Source organism: Salinicola sp. DM10 (assembly GCF_017306975.2).
Taxonomy (GTDB): Bacteria; Pseudomonadota; Gammaproteobacteria; order Pseudomonadales; family Halomonadaceae; genus Salinicola.
In genome coordinates, this window is the sequence record NZ_JAFLEN020000001.1 from 1,639,713 (window position 1) to 1,655,532 (window position 15,820).

Annotated in this window: 17 protein-coding genes; 15 read left to right on the forward strand and 2 right to left on the reverse strand. The window is 72.1% G+C overall.

Annotated elements, in window-relative coordinates; all coding sequences use genetic code 11:
• The first annotated feature begins 42 nt into the window (after positions 1–42).
• From J0A90_RS07270 to J0A90_RS07330, 13 genes are all read left to right on the forward strand, one after another.
• Positions 43–1,794 carry a hypothetical protein gene (locus J0A90_RS07270; RefSeq protein ID WP_207033111.1) on the forward strand — a complete coding sequence of 584 codons (1,752 nt, stop codon included), beginning with the start codon at positions 43–45 and terminating at the stop codon, positions 1,792–1,794.
• On the forward strand, positions 1,791–2,297 hold the full coding sequence (locus J0A90_RS07275; protein ID WP_207033112.1) for a hypothetical protein: 507 nt from the start codon (positions 1,791–1,793) through the stop codon (positions 2,295–2,297). Before J0A90_RS07270 ends, J0A90_RS07275 begins: the two co-directional genes overlap by 4 nt.
• Entirely contained in the window at positions 2,294–4,522 is a 2,229-nt protein-coding gene (gspD, locus tag J0A90_RS07280) for a type II secretion system secretin GspD (protein WP_207033114.1), read from the forward strand. The genes J0A90_RS07275 and gspD overlap by 4 nt, the downstream gene beginning before the upstream one ends.
• Positions 4,519–6,027: a GspE/PulE family protein gene (locus J0A90_RS07285; RefSeq protein WP_207033116.1), complete on the forward strand. Its 1,509-nt coding sequence runs from the start codon at positions 4,519–4,521 to the stop codon at positions 6,025–6,027. Before gspD ends, J0A90_RS07285 begins: the two co-directional genes overlap by 4 nt.
• A gap of 126 nt (positions 6,028–6,153) precedes the next feature.
• The gene (gene gspF, locus J0A90_RS07290; RefSeq protein WP_207033118.1) at positions 6,154–7,362 is read left to right on the forward strand and encodes a type II secretion system inner membrane protein GspF; all 1,209 of its coding nucleotides are present in this window, start codon (positions 6,154–6,156) and stop codon (positions 7,360–7,362) included.
• 65 nt (positions 7,363–7,427) lie between these two features.
• On the forward strand, positions 7,428–7,868 hold the full coding sequence (gene gspG, locus J0A90_RS07295) for a type II secretion system major pseudopilin GspG (protein WP_129140232.1): 441 nt from the start codon (positions 7,428–7,430) through the stop codon (positions 7,866–7,868).
• On the forward strand, positions 7,865–8,341 hold the full coding sequence (locus tag J0A90_RS07300; RefSeq protein ID WP_207033120.1) for a GspH/FimT family pseudopilin: 477 nt from the start codon (positions 7,865–7,867) through the stop codon (positions 8,339–8,341). Before gspG ends, J0A90_RS07300 begins: the two co-directional genes overlap by 4 nt.
• Entirely contained in the window at positions 8,338–8,730 is a 393-nt protein-coding gene (locus tag J0A90_RS07305) for a type II secretion system protein (RefSeq protein WP_207033122.1), read from the forward strand. The genes J0A90_RS07300 and J0A90_RS07305 overlap by 4 nt, the downstream gene beginning before the upstream one ends.
• Positions 8,727–9,335, forward strand: coding sequence for a type II secretion system protein J (locus J0A90_RS07310; RefSeq protein WP_207033124.1), 609 nt, complete (start codon positions 8,727–8,729; stop codon positions 9,333–9,335). The genes J0A90_RS07305 and J0A90_RS07310 overlap by 4 nt, the downstream gene beginning before the upstream one ends.
• Positions 9,332–10,468, forward strand: coding sequence for a type II secretion system minor pseudopilin GspK (gspK, locus tag J0A90_RS07315; RefSeq protein WP_207033126.1), 1,137 nt, complete (start codon positions 9,332–9,334; stop codon positions 10,466–10,468). Before J0A90_RS07310 ends, gspK begins: the two co-directional genes overlap by 4 nt.
• Complete coding sequence (locus J0A90_RS07320; RefSeq protein WP_207033128.1) at positions 10,468–11,841, forward strand: type II secretion system protein GspL; 1,374 nt, start codon at positions 10,468–10,470, stop codon at positions 11,839–11,841. The genes gspK and J0A90_RS07320 overlap by 1 nt, the downstream gene beginning before the upstream one ends.
• The gene (locus tag J0A90_RS07325; protein WP_207033130.1) at positions 11,838–12,356 is read left to right on the forward strand and encodes a hypothetical protein; all 519 of its coding nucleotides are present in this window, start codon (positions 11,838–11,840) and stop codon (positions 12,354–12,356) included. The genes J0A90_RS07320 and J0A90_RS07325 overlap by 4 nt, the downstream gene beginning before the upstream one ends.
• Positions 12,356–13,078 carry a hypothetical protein gene (locus tag J0A90_RS07330; protein WP_207033132.1) on the forward strand — a complete coding sequence of 241 codons (723 nt, stop codon included), beginning with the start codon at positions 12,356–12,358 and terminating at the stop codon, positions 13,076–13,078. The genes J0A90_RS07325 and J0A90_RS07330 overlap by 1 nt, the downstream gene beginning before the upstream one ends.
• Before the next feature lie 4 nt (positions 13,079–13,082).
• Here J0A90_RS07330 and J0A90_RS07335 read toward each other — a convergent pair whose 3' ends face one another.
• Both J0A90_RS07335 and J0A90_RS18660 read right to left on the reverse strand, forming a co-directional pair.
• The gene (locus J0A90_RS07335) at positions 13,083–14,153 is read right to left on the reverse strand and encodes a 3-deoxy-7-phosphoheptulonate synthase (protein WP_304618095.1); all 1,071 of its coding nucleotides are present in this window, start codon (positions 14,151–14,153) and stop codon (positions 13,083–13,085) included.
• A gap of 107 nt (positions 14,154–14,260) precedes the next feature.
• Complete coding sequence (locus J0A90_RS18660; protein WP_255702045.1) at positions 14,261–14,392, reverse strand: hypothetical protein; 132 nt, start codon at positions 14,390–14,392, stop codon at positions 14,261–14,263.
• A gap of 182 nt (positions 14,393–14,574) precedes the next feature.
• Between J0A90_RS18660 and J0A90_RS07340 the strand changes: the two genes are divergently transcribed.
• Together J0A90_RS07340 and J0A90_RS07345 are read left to right on the forward strand one after the other, a co-directional pair.
• On the forward strand, positions 14,575–15,129 hold the full coding sequence (locus J0A90_RS07340) for a sigma-70 family RNA polymerase sigma factor (protein WP_207033136.1): 555 nt from the start codon (positions 14,575–14,577) through the stop codon (positions 15,127–15,129).
• Positions 15,108–15,815, forward strand: coding sequence for an anti-sigma factor domain-containing protein (locus tag J0A90_RS07345; protein WP_207033138.1), 708 nt, complete (start codon positions 15,108–15,110; stop codon positions 15,813–15,815). Before J0A90_RS07340 ends, J0A90_RS07345 begins: the two co-directional genes overlap by 22 nt.
• Positions 15,816–15,820 lie beyond the last annotated feature (5 nt).

Consider the following 15,820-nt stretch of genomic DNA (forward strand, 5'->3'; position numbering starts at 1 on the left):
GGCGAAGACCGTGCGCCGCGTTGGATCATTCGCGGGAGCCCCATGACCGATCCCCTCTCTATCAATGCTCCGGCCATCGACGCCCCGGCCATCAATGCCCCAGCCATTGAAGCTCAGGCCACCGGTGGCCGGCGACCCGACCCGGCCCGCCGCCGCTTGATCGGCGCCCTACTGGGCGCGGGGCTCGGTGCCGGTGTGGGTGGCGTGCTGAGCGGCTGCGCCACGCCGCTGACAGGCGCCGCGCGCGCCTCGACACCCGGACGCCAGGTCGAGCTGCTCTATCTCGCCGATACCCTGGAGTGTCTCGGACCCACGCGCATCGTCGCCCCCGCCACCTATCTCGGCCCGGCGGAGCTGCTCGGGGCCGCCCCCTGGGCCACCGCGGACGGCGTGACCACGCTGGCCGGCAGCGCTGGCGCCGCATGGGCCGACCTCTATACCCCACACCGCGCCGCGCGGCGCCATACCGCCGGCTATGGCGGCCTGGCCGCCCAGCTCGCGCGGCTGCGGCGTGAACTCGGCGCCGAGCGCACCCTGACGCTGGAGAACGGCCAGTGCTGGAGCGGCAGCGGCCTGGGGCATCTCGCCAACGGCAGCGCCGGCGTCGCCGCCAGCCGTCTGCTCGCCAGCGATGCCCGGGTCAGCAGCGACGAGCGCGTGCTCTGGCCGCAGCGTGCCCCGGCGCTCTACCGCGACTACGCGCGCCCGGTGCTGGGCAATCTGGCCGCGCCGCCCGCCGGCGTCAGCGCGGCGACCCGCTTCGAGCGCGACGGCGTACGGGTGGCGGTGGTCGGCGCCAGCGACCCCAACGCCCTGGATGAAACCCGCCCGCTCGATCGGTGGTACCAGGCTCTGGCCGAGAGCGTGGCCAAGGCCGCCGAAGGCGCCGATCTGGTGGTGCTATTGGCCGATACCGGCAGCGCCACCGCACGCTGGCTGGCCGGACGCCTGCCGCGGGTCGATCTGGTGCTGGCCGCCCGCGGTCAGGATTTCTGGCCCGCGCTGATCGCGGTGGACAACCCCCACGGCGCCCCGGTGCCGCTGTGTCTGCCCGGCAGCCACGCCAGCGGCTTCTTCCATCTCAGTTGCCGCAGCACCCGGAGCGGCTGGCAGATCGACGCCGAGTTCCAGCGCAACGACGTCACCCCGGACGCCGCGGCTGGCGAGCTGCAGGCGCGCTTCGACGCCCTGCGCGCGCCCTACGCCGGCTGGCTCGACCGCCCGCTGGGCAGTGCCCCCGGCTGGCTGTGGCGCCGCGACAGCGTCGGTGGCAGCTGGGACGGCCTGATCGCCGCCGCCCTCAGCGCGGATAGCGACGCCACCCGCGCGCTGCTCCCGGGGCTGCGCCACGATACCCTGCTGGCCCCCGACGAAACGATCACCCGCGATCATCTGTGGCGCCTGAGCGGCGGCCATCCGGCGCGGGTCGTCGATCTCACGCCGGACCCCGGCGCGCTGAAGCGCCTGCTCGAACGCGCGCTGGACAGCAGTCTGGGCCTGCCGCTGATTCTCAATGACAGCCGCGACCTGCCACGCCTCTCGGCGACCCGTTGGGGTCTCGACTACGGCGCCGCCGCGGGAGAACGTGCGCATCTCGACGCGCTGCCAGCGGGGCTCACCTGGCGCAGCTTCAGCGCCCGCCCCCAGGCCGGCGGCGAACCGCTGTGGCAGCGCCTGGAGCGCTATCTCGGCGACCACGGCGGCACGCCGCCGGCTCCCACGCCGCCGAGCGTCGAGGCGCGCTACGTCGAGGGCCATCCCGGCTGGCATCCGCAGGCGCGCCTGAGCGTATGACGCCCCCGGCCTGGCTGAGTGTCACTACCCGGTGGCTGGCGCTGTGTCTGCTGGCGTGGCTGGCGGCACAGGCGCTGAGCGGCATGGCGCGTCTGCTGGCCCCCGCGGCCCCCGTCGCGGCATCGACATCCTTCATTCTCGACCCCGCCGCGCTGCCACCGCTGCCCGCCGCCTGGCAGCCGCAGGCCACCATGGCGGACCGACGCATCCCGCTCACCGACCTGCCCTACCAGGTGGTCGGCCGGGCGCTGAGCCAGGGCGCGAACTCGCTGGTGGTGCTGGCGACCCCGGACGGCCAGCGCGCGCTGATGCCGGGGGATCGCATCGCCCCGGGCATCAGCCTGGCGCGTATCGATAGCGAAGGCGTGGTGCTCTCGCGCGGCGGGCGCCTGGAGCGCCTGGCCTGGCCCGAGCCTGACGCCCCGCCACGCGGGGCCATCGTCCGCGTCGAGCCGGGCACACCGGCCGCCGTTTCATCCACGCTTTCGGAGTCATCCCCATGAGGCCCCTGCCCTATCGACTGGTGGTCACGCTGCTGCTGGCCCTGCTGCTCCCGACCCCGGCCCTGGCCCAGTCACAGCCCCAGGCGCCCACGGATGACACCAGCGCCACGACGACGGACGCCACGCCGCGCTACGACGTCGACTTCCAGCAGACCAGCCTGCGCGAATTCATCGACAGCGTGGGGCGGATCACCGGCCACGCCTTCATCGTCGACCCGCGGGTGCAGGGCAACATCTCGTTGACCAGCCAGCGTCGGCTGAGCGCCGACGAGCTTTACCGTCTGTTCCAGAACGAACTGCAGATCAACGGCTACGCCACGGTACCGCTCGCCGACGGCCAGGTGCGCATCGTGCCGGCCCAGGCCTCGCGCACCCAGCCGCTGCCGCTCGGCGACAATGCCCAGGGGGCCAATGTCGCCACCAGCGTGATCGCCACGCGCAACCTCGACGCCGCCACCCTGGCCGGCGTGCTGCAGCCGCTGGTCGACAGCCAGGTGGGTACGGTCACGCCGTGGCCGGAGAGCCACCTGGTGGTGGTCACCGACTGGCGCGACAACCTGCGCCGGCTGACCCAACTGGCCGAACGCCTGGACCGCCAGCGCGATCTCCAGGCCGCGGTACTGCCGCTCGAGCACGCCGCCGCCGACGAACTCGCCGGCACCCTGGATACGCTGATGCAGCGCGAGGGTGGCGGCCAGGTGAAGGTGGTGGCCAACCCCCGCGCCAATGCTCTAGTGGCCTACGGCGATCCCGCCGGGCTGGCGCGGGTGCGCCAGCTCGCCGCCTCGCTGGACAAGCCCCAGGCCGAGGCGCAGCAGCGCAACACCCGGGTGATCTATCTCGACAACGTCAGCGCCGAATCGGTGGTCTCGGTGCTCGGCGGGCTGACCGGCGACCGCGCCCAGAACGCGGGCAGTGCCAATCCCCAGAGTCAGGTTCAGCAGCTACTGCAGCGTGCCGGCGGCGGCGGTGGTGGTTATAGCGCGCTGCAGGGCGGCAGCCTCGCCAGCGCGAGCAGCGGCATGGGTAGCCGCGGCGGGCTGCCTGCGCTACCGGACGCCACCAGCCGCAATGCCGCGCTCGCCGGCACCCTCGGCAGCGGCGACGACGCGGTCGGCTTCGCCGTCCATCCCTCGACCAACGCCCTGGTGCTGATCGGCCCGCCGGCGCGGCTCGACGCCTACGCCAGCATCATCAAGAAGCTCGATATCCGCCGCGCCCAGGTGGCGGTGGAGGCGATCATCGCCGAGATCACCGAATCCCGCGCCAAGCGCCTGGGCGTGCAGTGGCTGTTCGGCGATCTCTCCGGCAGCGGCACCGTGCCGGTGGGCGGGTTCAACTACGCCGCCGACGGCCAGCCGGGGATCAACGCCATCGCCGGCGCCGCCGCGCGCAACGACACCAGCCAGCTGGCGCAGTTGCTCGGCAGCATCACCGGGGTCAGCGCCGGCGTCGGCCGGGTCAGCGACAGCGGCGTGAGCTTCGCCGCCCTGCTCGGCGCGCTGCAGAGCGACAGCGAGACCAATCTGCTGTCGACGCCCTCGCTGACCACCCTCGACAACGCCCAGGCCTATATCCTGGTAGGCCAGGAGGTGCCCTTCGTCACCGGTTCCACCACCTTCAACGAGAACCCCTACCAGATCATCCAGCGCGAGGACATCGGGGTCAGCCTGCGCATCCGCCCCTCGATCAGCTCCGACAACACCATCCGCATGGATATCGTTCAGGAGGTGTCGTCGATCGACCCCAACGTCCAGGCCTCCGACGTGGTCACCAACAAGCGCGAGATCGAGACCTCGGTGATCACCCGCGACGGCGGCATCGTGGTGCTCGGCGGGCTGATCAGCAACGCCGGCAACTCGAGCTCGGCCCAGGTACCGCTGCTGGGCGACATTCCGCTGCTCGGCAAGCTGTTCCAGTACAACCGCGACGAGCAGGAGAAGCGCAACCTGATGGTGTTCATCCGCGCCCGGGTGCTGCGCGACGCCGCTCAGATGGACAGCGCCACCGCCGACAAGTACCGCTACATGCGCGCCCAGCAGCTGCTCGCCGGCTTCGACGACGACCAGGCGCTGGCGCCCTGGGAGACGGCCAGCAGCGCATCCGGCGGCACGGCGGCGTCTGGACCGGGGATGGCGAGTGTGGCGCCGAGCACGCCGGGCCAGCCGCGCTGGAGCACCTTCTTCCCCGACCAGCGCAGCCGCCTGGGGAGCCTGGCGCCATGACCGCGACCGCGGCCTTCAGCGCCAGCGACGATCTCGCGCCGCTGCCCTACCGGCTGGCCAAGCGCGCCGGAGTGGCGCTGGCGCCGGGCAAGCATGGCTACCGCCTGCTGTGTCGCGACACGCCGTCGCCGCTGCAGCTTGAGGTATTGCAGGATATCCAGCGCCGCCTGGGCCGCGCCGAGGGCTGCGAGTGGCTCGACGGCGATACCTTCGAGGCGCGTCTGGCCGCGCTGCACGACGGCGAGCGTGCCGACAACGCGGCGCTGCTGGAGGGGCTGGCCGAGCACGTCGACCTCGACAGCCTGATGCAGGAGCTGCCGCGGGCCGAGGATCTGCTCGAGAGCGAGAACGAGGCGCCGGTGATCCGGCTGATCAACGGCGTCTTCTCCGAGGCCCTGCGCCTGGCCGCCTCGGACATCCACGTCGAGCCGTTCGAGCGCGAACTGGTGATCCGCCTGCGGGTGGATGGTGCCATGCGCGAGGCGCTGCGGCCGCCGCGGGTGCTGGCGCCGGTGCTGATCTCGCGGATCAAGGTGATGGCGCGGCTCGACATCGCCGAGAAGCGCCAGCCCCAGGATGGCCGCATCACGGTGCGCGCCGCCGGGCGTGACGTCGATATCCGTGTCTCCACCCTGCCCGGCATCCACGGCGAGCGAGTGGTGATGCGTCTGCTCGACAAGCACGCCGCGCTGCTCGACCTCGACCGCCTGGGCATGCCGCCGGCGGTGCTCGAACGCTATCGCCGGGTGCTCCAGCAGCCCAACGGTATCCTGCTCAACACCGGGCCCACCGGTTCGGGCAAGACCACCACGCTCTATGCCAGCCTCAATGCGCTCAACGACCGCAGCCGCAATATCCTCACCGTCGAGGACCCGGTGGAGTACGCCATTCCGGGTATCGGCCAGACCCCGGTCAACCCTCACGCCGGGCTCACCTTCGCCCGCGGCCTGCGCGCCATCCTGCGCCAGGACCCGGACGTGATCATGATCGGCGAGATCCGCGATCTGGAGACCGCCGCCACCGCGGTGCAGTCGAGCCTGACCGGCCACCTGGTGCTCTCGACCTTGCACACCAACAGCGCGCTGGGGGCGATCGCGCGGCTGCGCGACATGGGCATCGAGCCGTTCCTGCTGGCGACCAGTCTCAAGGGGGTGATGGCGCAGCGCCTGGTACGCCGGCTGTGCCCGGCTTGCAGTGAGTGGCGCCCACGCCGCGCCGACGACGCCCAGTGGCTGCCCGGCCTCGAGACCTTACCGCGGCTGGCCGAGCCCCGGGGCTGCGAGAGCTGCGACCACAGTGGCTATCGCGGGCGCCTGGGCCTTTACGAGTTCATCCCCATCGACGCCCACCTGGCCAGCCTGATCCACGAACGCGCCCCGGAGGCGACGCTGGCCGAGTACGCCTTCGGCCAGGCCGGCGCCCAGAGCCTGGCGCAGGCGGCGCTGGCGCGGCTGGCGGCGGGCGAGACCGCCCTCGACGAGGTACTGCGTGCGATCCACCGCTGAGCTTGCCCCCCGCGCTGACCTCAAACTGCCATCGAGCGTGAGTCAGACTACGGCGCCATCGATGCCCGTCATGACCGTCGCGATGCGTGACCAACGTCATATCGACCTAGCTGCTGGAGCTGGTTCATGCCCACCTATCGCTATGTCGCCCTGAGCCCCGACGGCCGCCGTCAGCGCGACGTGCTGCAGGCCGAGAGCGAACGTCAGGCGCGCCAGCTACTGCACGAACGCGGTCTGTTCCCGCGCCGCCTGGCGCTGGTGCGTGGCGCCGAGGCCCCGGGTCGCAGCGCGGGCCGCGGGCGCCTCGATACCACCAGCCTGGCGCTGCTCACGCGCCAGTTGGCGACCCTGATCGATGCCGGCATCCCGCTCAGCGACGCCCTCGACGCCCTCACCCGCCAGGCCGAGCGCCAGCGCGAGCGCGCGCTGCTGCTGGCGGTGGGCAACCGGGTGCGCGAGGGCCACTCGCTGGCCGACAGCCTGAAGCCCCACGCGAGCTTCGATCTGCTCTACCGCTCGCTGGTCGCCGCCGGCGAGCGCGCCGGGCGCCTGGCGCTGGTACTCGAACGCCTGGCCGACCACCTCGAACGGGTCCAGGCGCAGCGCCAGAAGGCGCGCACCGCGCTAGTCTATCCGCTGGTGCTGGCGGGAGTGTCGCTGGCGGTGGTGAGCGGGCTGATGACCTGGGTGGTGCCGCGCCTGGCACAGCAGTTCGAGCGCTCCGACATGGCGCTGCCGTGGCTGACCCGGCTGATGATCGGCCTCTCCCATCTGATGCTGAGCCTGGGCCCGTGGCTGCTCGCGCTGCTGCTGCTGGGCCTGCCGCTGACGGCGCGGGTACTGCGCCGCCCGGCGCCGCGGGCGCGGCTCGACGCCCTGCTGCTCGGCCTGCCGCGCCTGGGCGAGCTGATCCGGCTGCTCGATACCGGTCGCCTGACCCGCACCCTGGCGATCCTCACGCGCAGCGGCATCGCCCTGCTGGAGGCGCTGCGGGTGAGCCGCGACACCCTGGGCAACCACGGCATGCGCGAGGCGGTGGCGCTGATCGAGCAGCGCGTCGAGAGCGGGATCAGCCTGCACCGGGCGATGCAGGAGTCGGGGCGCTTCTCGCCCTCGCTGCTGCACATGGTCGCCAGCGGCGAGGCCAGCGGCACCCTGGACCGCATGCTCGAACGCATCGCCGACGCCCAGGAGAGCACCTTCAACCGCCGCGTCGACATGGCCCTGGCGCTGTTCGAGCCGCTGATGATCCTGGTCATGGGCGCGGTGGTGCTGACCGTGGTGCTCGCCATCCTGCTGCCGATCATGCAGCTCAACAGCAGCGTGGCGCTGTAGCCCCCGGCAGGCTCGCAAGCCATGACGCAAACGACTGATACGACAACGACGAGAGAGGCAACGGCATGACACGCGCTCCCCGCCCCGGCCACCAGTCCGGTTTCACCCTGCTCGAGATCATGGTGGTGATCTTCATCATCGGTCTGCTGGTGGCGATCGTCGCCCCCAACGTGCTCAGCAACCAGGACGACGCCATGCAGCAGAAGGCGCGCGCCGATCTCTCGACCCTCGAGCAGGCGCTCGACATGTACCGTCTCGACAACTACCGCTACCCCACCACCCAGCAGGGGCTGGCGGCACTGGTCAGCCCTCCCAGCAGCGACCCGCAGCCGGACAACTACCGCGAAGGCGGCTATATCCGGCGTTTGCCCGAGGACCCCTGGGGCCACCCCTACCACTACGCCAGCCCCGGCCAGCACGGGCGGGTCGATCTCTACAGCCTGGGCGCCGACGACCAGCCCGGCGGCGAGGGCATCGATGCCGACATCGGCAACTGGATGCTGTGAGCGCGCGCGCGACCCAGGGCTTCTCGCTGATCGAGCTGCTGGTGGTGATCGTGATCATCGCCCTCGGCGCGAGCCTCGCCGTGGCCTGGCTGGCGGGCACGCGCCCTGGCGAGCGGCTCGAGCGCGAGGCGCGCGACCTGGCCGGCACCTTCCGCCTGGCCGCGGACGTCGCCCGCGCGCGCCAGCGGGTGATCGGCTGGCAGCCGCAGGGCGACGGCTATCGCTTCGTCAGCTGGCAGCCCGGCCACGGCTGGCAGGCCTTCGGCGAGCGCCTGGGACTGGCCGCCCAGCGCTGGGACCCGCCGCTGCAGCCCAGCCGTCAGCCGCCGGCCGCCGATACCACCACGCCCTGGCTGGTGTGGCTGCCCGACGGCGAGGTGGTGGGTGCGCATATCCAGCTGGCCAGCGACGGCGCCCGCCGCACCCTGGCGGTGGACGCGCTCGGGGTCAGCGTGACAGGCCGTGGGCGATGAGCACCAGGCCCGGCGACCACGAGGCCCCATGCCAGCGCGGCTTCACCCTGCTCGAGGTGATGGTGGCGCTGTTCATCCTGGCGCTGATCGCGGCGATCGTCGCCCAGGGGGTGCAGCAGCGCGTACGCATCGCCGAGAGTGCGGCGCGCCGCGCGCCCATGCTGCTGTGCGCGCGGGAGTTCGAAAGCCGTGCGGCGCTCGACCACTACTGGCCGCGCCTGGGGACCCAGCAGGGCGAGCTGAGCCAGGCGGGGCACACCTGCTGGTGGCGGCTGACGGTGAGCGCCACGCCGATCCAGCGGCTGCGTCAGGGCCGCCTGGTGCTCTACGACACCCCGGCCCGCGCACATCCGGTGCTCACCTTCACGCTCTATCTGGCACCGCCATGACAGGGCCGGCCACAACGACGCCGCACCAGCGCGGCTTCACCCTGCTCGAGGTGATGATCGCCATCGCCCTGACCGCGCTGGTCGGCATCGGCGTGGCGGCGCTGGTCGAGCAGTTGGTGAGTGCGCGCGAGCGCTTCGCCGAACCGGCGCCGCTGGACGCGGAGATCGATATCAGCCGCCTGCTCTCGCGGCGTCTGGAGGCGCTGGTGCAGCGCCCGATACACGCAGAGGGTCGTCGGCTGTTCAACCTGCCGCTGACCTATCGTGCCGACCTGGCACGGCTGGAGTGGGTCTCGCTGGGCGCGGTGGCGCTGCCGGTGGGTGATTTCTATACCCGTCTGCGCCGCCAGCGCCTGCAGTGGGATCGCGATAGCGCCACCCTGATGCTCGATTCCAGCGGGCTGCTCGACGCCGCCGGTGAGCCCGAGTGGCAGCGGGTGGCGGCACTCGACGGCGTCGACGCCGTGACGTTCGCGTTCTTCGTCGCCGGGCGCTGGCTCGCCGCGCCGCCGCCGAACGGCATCGCCCAGGGCGTACGCGTGCAGTGGCAGCGCCATGGGCGCCCGGTGACGCTGACCGTGGTCCTGCCGGAGCTGCTGCCATGAGCGTGTCACCGCCAACCCGGCGTGAGCCCGCGTGGGCGCCGCGCCAGCGCGGGGCGGCGCTATTGATGGTACTGCTGGCGCTGGCGCTGGTGAGCATCACGCTGAGCGCGCTGACGCTGCAGGGGCGGCGCGAGCTGACCCGTCTCGAACTGCTGCAGCAGGAGACCCAGGCCGAGTTCTACGCCCGCGGCGCGGAGATCATCGCCCGCCGTGCGCTGACCGATGCCGCGGTGCGCCACGCCGACCTGTGGTGGCAGACCCTGGCCGGGCGGCCGCTGCGCTACCCCACCGACGCCGGCGAGCTGCGTCTGGTGGTGCACGACCTGCGCACCTGCTTCAACCTCAACACCCTGGGCGGCAGCCAGGCGGCGCTGGCCCAGCAACAGCTGCGCTACTGGGTGGCGACCTATGCCAGCGAGCGCCTCGCCGGCATGACGCCGGATACCTTCGTCGCCCGCCTCGCCGACTGGATCGATCCCGATAACATCGCTCGGGTCGGCGGCATGGATGGCGCCGACTATGCGCGCCTCGACCCGCCCCGGACGAGCGCCGACACCTGGCTGCGCGATCCCAGCGAGATCAACTGGCTGGCGCCGCTGGACAGTCGCCGCGCCGGGCGTTTCGACGAGCTCTGCACGCTGCCCGACGACGGCCCCTGGCGGCTCGATCTCAACGCCTTGGGCCCCGGCGATCTGCCGCTGCTGGATGCGCTGTTCGTCGGCCAGGTCGACCGCGGCGCCCTGGCCACGCTGCTGCGCGCGCGCCCGCCGGGGGGCTACACGGACCTCGACGCGGTGCGCCAGGCGCTGGGCGGCGATGCCCCCTGGCTCGAACGCTACGCCAACCGCCTGCGCCTGACCCCGGACTATGTGGCGCTGGATATCCGCATCCGCCTGGCGGATCGCCACTACGACTTCCAGCGCCTGCTGCTGGCCGAGGGCACCAGCGCCTTCTATCCCCGCCAGCCGGCGGCGCGGGTACGGGTGCTGAGCCGCCGCAGCGGCTACCCCAGCGCTCGGCTCGACGCTATTTCGACCGATGCCATCTCTACCAGCGCTGTCTCGACCAACGCCTTCTCCACCGACGCCGCCGGGCCGGCGGCGGACAACGTCTTTACCCAGGAGTCACCCTGATGCGCCGATCCGCACGCCCGGCGCGCGCCGCTACCCGCCTGCTGGTCGCCCCGCGCCAGCGCCTCGCGCCGCTCATCGATGCCAGCGCCGACACAGAGACGGACGCCGACACCCGGCTCCGTGTCGACTGGTGCCTGGAGGGCGCCACGCCGCACACCCTGAGCGACACCAGCCCTCCTGAGGCGTGGCAGGCGCTGACGCGGCTGGCCGCCAGCCACCCGGTCACCCTGCTGCTGGCGGCGGATGCGGTCAGCCACTTCCATCTCGCCGCACCGCGCGGGCTCAAGCGCCGCGAGTGGCCGCTGCTGCTGGAAACGGTTACCAGTGAGGCGGTCGACCAGCTCCACCTGAATCCGCTGCAGCGCGGTCGCGGCCACCTGGAGCTGATCGCCCTGCCGCGGGCCGAGCTCGCCGCCTGGCGCGCCTGGGCGCGGCGCCTCGGCCTAGCGCCGACGGGCTGGAGCTGCGCCTTCCTGGCGCTGCCACGGCCGGCGACGCCGGATCAGATCACCACGCTCGACGACGGCAGCCACCGGCTGTGCCTGGGGCTGGCCGCGCCCGTGGCGCCGGGCGCGCCGGAGGCTCGCCAGTGGCTGGCGTGGCCGCGCGACTGGCCGCTGCCGCCGGCCTGGCGCGAACGCGACTGCCAGGTAGTCGATGGAAATATCGATACCGGTCCCGATACCGATGCCCATGGCGACACCGGCCAGCCACGACAGCACGACGGCGAACGCGGCGATGGCGATGGCGATGGCGAAAGAGACGATGACGAACGGCAAGATGGCGGCGAAGCGGCCGCCGCGCAGGCCCGGCTCCGCAGCCTCACCTGGCTGGCGGATCAGCCCCCCGCCGCGCTGCCATTCGCCGATGACAGCGGCGCGCGCCGGCAAGGGATCACCTGGCAGCCGCAGCGACGTACGCGCTGGCTGGCGGGGGCCATCGCCCTGCTGGCGCTGCTCGACGCCTCGCTGTGGCTGGCCACGAGCTGGCGCGAAGACGCCGCGACGAGCCAGCGTCAGGCGGCGGCACTGGCCGCGCGCTTCGTCGGCCCGCCACCGGCCGACGCCCGGGCGGCGCTGGCCAGCCGCGCCGATGCCATCGACGCCCTGGCCCAACGCAATCGGCAACTCAGCGAGGCCCTGGCAACGGCCACGGCACAGCTAGCCGCCACACCCTGGCAGCTGTCACGGCTGGCGGTCAGCGGCAATCGGGCGACCCTGGCCTGGCGCTACCCCGAGCCGCCGGCGCCGGTGGTGCTGAACCGGGCCCGCCAGGCCCTCGCCACGCTGGGCGAAGCGCAGTGGCAGGCGTTGCCGGGCGAGCTGAGCCTGAACCTCCCCCTCGCCGCCGACACTCCGGAGCCCAAGCCATGAGCCGATTCCCCCCTCGTCTGCCCGCTCGCCTGGTGCCGCTGTGGACGGCGCGTTCGGGGCGGGAGAAGGGGCTGCTGATACTAGCGCTGGTCGGGGTGCTGGCCTACGCCGGCCACGCCGCGCTGACGCATCTGCCTGCGGGTGGCGAATCGTTCATCGCCACGACGTCCGTCACCACGCCCGATCCGGGCCTGCAGCGACTGCCACCAATCTCGCCCGTAAGCGTGGAGCAATGGCGCAGCGCCGCGGTGGAACAGGGTCTGGCGCTGACCCGTATCGAGGTGACGGCGCACGGCGTCACGACCCACGGCGAGGCGGCCTCGCCCGAGGCGTTCAGCGACTTCGCGCGCTGGGCGGCGCAGCACGGCTGGTGGGCGGTGGCGTGGCAGCTCGAACGTCGCGAGGGGCAGAGCCTGGCGCTGGCAGCGCACTGGCGTAGTCAGCTCGAAAGGCCAGGGCCGGAAGCGGGATCAGCGCCGCTGGATACCACCGTGACCGCGACGGAGAGCCGCTGATGCGACGCGCAATCGGTGTGCTGGGCATGCTCGGCGCGGGGCTGACGGTGGCCCTCGTCTTCGTCTCGACGTTGGCCCTGACCTGGCCACTGACGACCCTTGGCCCGCGGGCGGCGGTGGCCCGGGACATCACCCTGGCCGCCCCCTCGGGGACGCTGGCGGCGGGCCGCGTGGCGCGCATCGCCTGGCGCGCCGCTGGCTGGCCGCTGGCCCTGGGCCCCCTCGACTGGCAGCTGGCCTGGCCCGAGCGGCTGACGCTCACCCTCGGTGAAGGCAGCGGCGCCTGGCATGCCCACGGCGTCTGGCACGGCCTCGACACCCACTGGACGCTCAGCGGCGGCGACCTCGACGCGCTCGATCTCTCACGCCTGCCGCTGGCGCTGGCGGGGCGCTGGGAGGGGCAGCTCGAGGTCACCCTGCGCGGCACCCGCTGTCTCGCCAGCCACGGAGCGCTGACAGCCCCCAGCGTGACCTTGCTCGCCCCGACCCGGGTCGAACTGGGTCACGCCAAGCTGCAGCTCAAATGCCGTGGCGGCACCCCCGAGCTGCGGCTCAATCTGGAACAGGGCCAGGCCCTGGCGCTCGCGCTGACGCTCGACCCCGACAGCGGCCAGGGCGAGCTGCGCGGGCGCATCGCCGATAGCCATCCGCTGGCCGAGTGGCGCCGGCGTCTCGACCCCGACGCCCGCGGCGAGCGCATCGAGCAGCGCTTCCGCTGGTAGCGGGTCAGCCGCGCAGACGCTCGGCGGCACGCATGAGCTGCTGCGCGGTCGTCTCCCAGCCCAGGCAGGCATCGGTGATCGAGACGCCGTAGCGCAGCGCGGCCGGGTTGAGCGGCTGCTTGCCCTCGAAGAGGTGGCTTTCGAGCATCACCCCCATCAGCGCGCGCTCACCGGCCAGGCGCTGGTCGACAACGCTGTGCAGCACCTCGGTCTGGCGACGGTGATCCTTGCGCGAATTGGCGTGGCTACAGTCGACCATCAGCCGCGGTGTCAGCCCGGCGGTCTCCAGCGCGCGGCGGCTGGCGGCGATGCTGGCGGCATCGTGGTTGGGTCCGTCCTGCCCCCCGCGCAGCACCAGATGGGTGAAGGGGTTACCCGGGGTCTCGATCATCGCCGGCGAGCCCGCGGCGGTGACCCCGAAGTGGCGATGCGGGTGCGCCGCCGACTGCATCGCCGCCACCGCCACGTCGACATTGCCCTGGGTGCCGTTCTTGAAGCCGACACAGGCGTCGAGCCCGCTGGCCAGCTCGCGGTGAATCTGCGACTCGGTGGTGCGCGCGCCGATCGCGACCCAGCTCAAGAGATCGTCGAAATAGGCCGCGGCCATCGGCTGCAGGAGCTCGGTGGCCACCGGCAGACCCAGCGCGGCGACGTCGCGCATCAGCCGCCGAGCGCTGGCCAGCCCCGCCGCCATGTCATCGCTGCCGTCCAGGTGCGGGTCGTAGGCGAGCCCCTTCCAGCCCACCGTGGTGCGCGGCTTCTCGACGTAGACCCGCATCACCAGCAGCAAACGATCGGCCACGCTGGCCTGCAGCGCGGCCAGGCGTTCGGCGTACTCCAGCGCGGCGTCGGGGTCATGGATCGAGCACGGGCCGACCACTACCAGCAGGCGCTCGTCGCGCCCGGCGAGGACATCACGAATGGCTTCGCGCTGACGCTCGACACGCGCGGCGAGCACGCGCTCCAGGGGGATCGCCGCGCGCAGTTCGGCGGCGCTGGGCAGGGTCAGTTCACGCCGGCGCGGGGCGCTCTCGGCGGCGGGCTTCAGGGCAGATGTCACGGCGTTCATCATCATCTCATTCCAGGGTTGAGGCCTGAAACGCGAGAACCCCCGGAGGGCTGCTCCGGGGGTTCTCGATACGCGGAAGGCAGCCCTGGTGGGGCGTGCCTCGCGGGTTCAGGTCATGTCGACCGACCGACGGGCACGCCAGTCCTAAACCAGTAGCCATAACCGAAACCAAAGCCCGCATACGCGACGACACCGCCGAAGAGATCGGCAGTAGCGGCAGCGTGAATGGCGGGGTTGGCGGTCATGGGCTCTCTCGCGTAGATCGTGCCTCTATCCTAACGCCTCGTCGGCATTTGACAAGCACCGAGTGGGAACACGTTGCACCTGGCGCCGCGAAGAGTCCCTGGCGGCGCGCGAGACACCGCGCGTGAATCTGTGGTAAACCCCGGGCAGGGATCGCACGAGCCAGAAAAATCAAAGGATAACGATGACCTACCCGCCCCCCGACACCCTGGCCAGCCAGCTCGCGGCGTGCGCCCGCGGCGACGACCGCGCCTTCGCCAAGCTCTATCGCGCCACCAGCCCGCATCTCTATGCGCAATTGCTGCGTATCGTGCGTCAGGAGGCCGCCGCGCAGGATTGCCTGCAGCAGGTCTATCTGCGCGTGTGGCAGGCCGCCGGGCGTTATGATGCCAGCCGCGCCCAGCCGATGACCTGGCTGTCGACGCTGGCACGCAACGCCGGCATCGACTGGCTGCGCCGCCAGCGCCCGAGCGCGCCGGACAGCGAGGCCCTGATCGAGGCGCTGCCCAGCGAGGATGACATCGAGCACGCCAGCGACATGGCGGGCCAGGCGGAGTCACTGAACGCCTGCCTCGACGAGCTCACGCCGCAGCAGCGCCAAGCGCTGGAGCTGGCCTATTTCGAAGGCATGACACATCACGAGCTCGCCCAGCAGCTGACGGCACCGCTGGGCACGGTCAAGAGCTGGGTCCGCCGCGGGCTGGAGAGGTTGAAGGCATGCATGACACGCTTCGCTTGAGCGATCCCGAAGCCCGCGAGCTGGCCGCCGGCGAGTACGTACTGGGGACCCTGACCCGACGCCAGCAGGCCGAGTTCGAAGCGCTGCTGGCGGTCAGCCCCGAGCTGCAGCAGAGCGTCGAGGCCTGGCGCGAGCGGCTGCAGGCGCTGAATGCGCGGCTGGCGCCGGTCGACCCGCCCGCGGCGCTGTGGCCGCAGATCGCCGCCCGGGCCGGGCTGGAACGCCGCTGGTGGCGACGCCTGGGGCTGTGGCAGGGGATCAGCGCCCTCTCCACCCTGGCGGCGCTGGTGCTGGCGGCACTGCTGATCGCCGCCCCCGCGCCGCCGATGATGGACGGCGACTATGTGTTCGTCGCCAACGCCGAGGGTGGCCGCCCGGGATGGCTGGTCAGCGCTTCCGACAGCGGCGAGATGCGCATCCAGACCCTGGCCCCGGGTCCGATGCCGGCGGGCATGGCCTGCGAGCTGTGGATGATGGACAACGGCAAGCCGGTCTCGCTGGGCATGCTGCCGAGCAGCGGGCAGAAAAGCATGCGCCTGCCCGAGCCGATGCGCGCCCAGTTGCGCAGCGCCGACCTCGCGGTCAGCCTGGAGCCGCGCAGCGGCGCCCCGGCGGGCAAGCCCAGCGGGACCATGCTCGATCACGGGAAGTTGGTGCCGATGCGCAGCGAGCCGTTCTCGCTCTAGGCTTT

Coding starts and splice junctions, on each gene's coding strand:
- J0A90_RS18660 (WP_255702045.1), bottom strand. CDS start 14,392: ATGACCGCCAACCCCGCCATTCACGCTGCCGCTACTGCCGATCTCTTC.
- J0A90_RS07345 (WP_207033138.1), top strand. CDS start 15,108: ATGCATGACACGCTTCGCTTGAGCGATCCCGAAGCCCGCGAGCTGGCC.
- J0A90_RS07305 (WP_207033122.1), top strand. CDS start 8,338: ATGAGCACCAGGCCCGGCGACCACGAGGCCCCATGCCAGCGCGGCTTC.
- J0A90_RS07335 (WP_304618095.1), bottom strand. CDS start 14,153: ATGATGATGAACGCCGTGACATCTGCCCTGAAGCCCGCCGCCGAGAGC.
- J0A90_RS07330 (WP_207033132.1), top strand. CDS start 12,356: ATGCGACGCGCAATCGGTGTGCTGGGCATGCTCGGCGCGGGGCTGACG.
- J0A90_RS07325 (WP_207033130.1), top strand. CDS start 11,838: ATGAGCCGATTCCCCCCTCGTCTGCCCGCTCGCCTGGTGCCGCTGTGG.
- gspD (WP_207033114.1), top strand. CDS start 2,294: ATGAGGCCCCTGCCCTATCGACTGGTGGTCACGCTGCTGCTGGCCCTG.
- J0A90_RS07320 (WP_207033128.1), top strand. CDS start 10,468: ATGCGCCGATCCGCACGCCCGGCGCGCGCCGCTACCCGCCTGCTGGTC.
- gspF (WP_207033118.1), top strand. CDS start 6,154: ATGCCCACCTATCGCTATGTCGCCCTGAGCCCCGACGGCCGCCGTCAG.
- J0A90_RS07275 (WP_207033112.1), top strand. CDS start 1,791: ATGACGCCCCCGGCCTGGCTGAGTGTCACTACCCGGTGGCTGGCGCTG.
- J0A90_RS07310 (WP_207033124.1), top strand. CDS start 8,727: ATGACAGGGCCGGCCACAACGACGCCGCACCAGCGCGGCTTCACCCTG.
- J0A90_RS07270 (WP_207033111.1), top strand. CDS start 43: ATGACCGATCCCCTCTCTATCAATGCTCCGGCCATCGACGCCCCGGCC.
- gspG (WP_129140232.1), top strand. CDS start 7,428: ATGACACGCGCTCCCCGCCCCGGCCACCAGTCCGGTTTCACCCTGCTC.
- gspK (WP_207033126.1), top strand. CDS start 9,332: ATGAGCGTGTCACCGCCAACCCGGCGTGAGCCCGCGTGGGCGCCGCGC.
- J0A90_RS07285 (WP_207033116.1), top strand. CDS start 4,519: ATGACCGCGACCGCGGCCTTCAGCGCCAGCGACGATCTCGCGCCGCTG.
- J0A90_RS07340 (WP_207033136.1), top strand. CDS start 14,575: ATGACCTACCCGCCCCCCGACACCCTGGCCAGCCAGCTCGCGGCGTGC.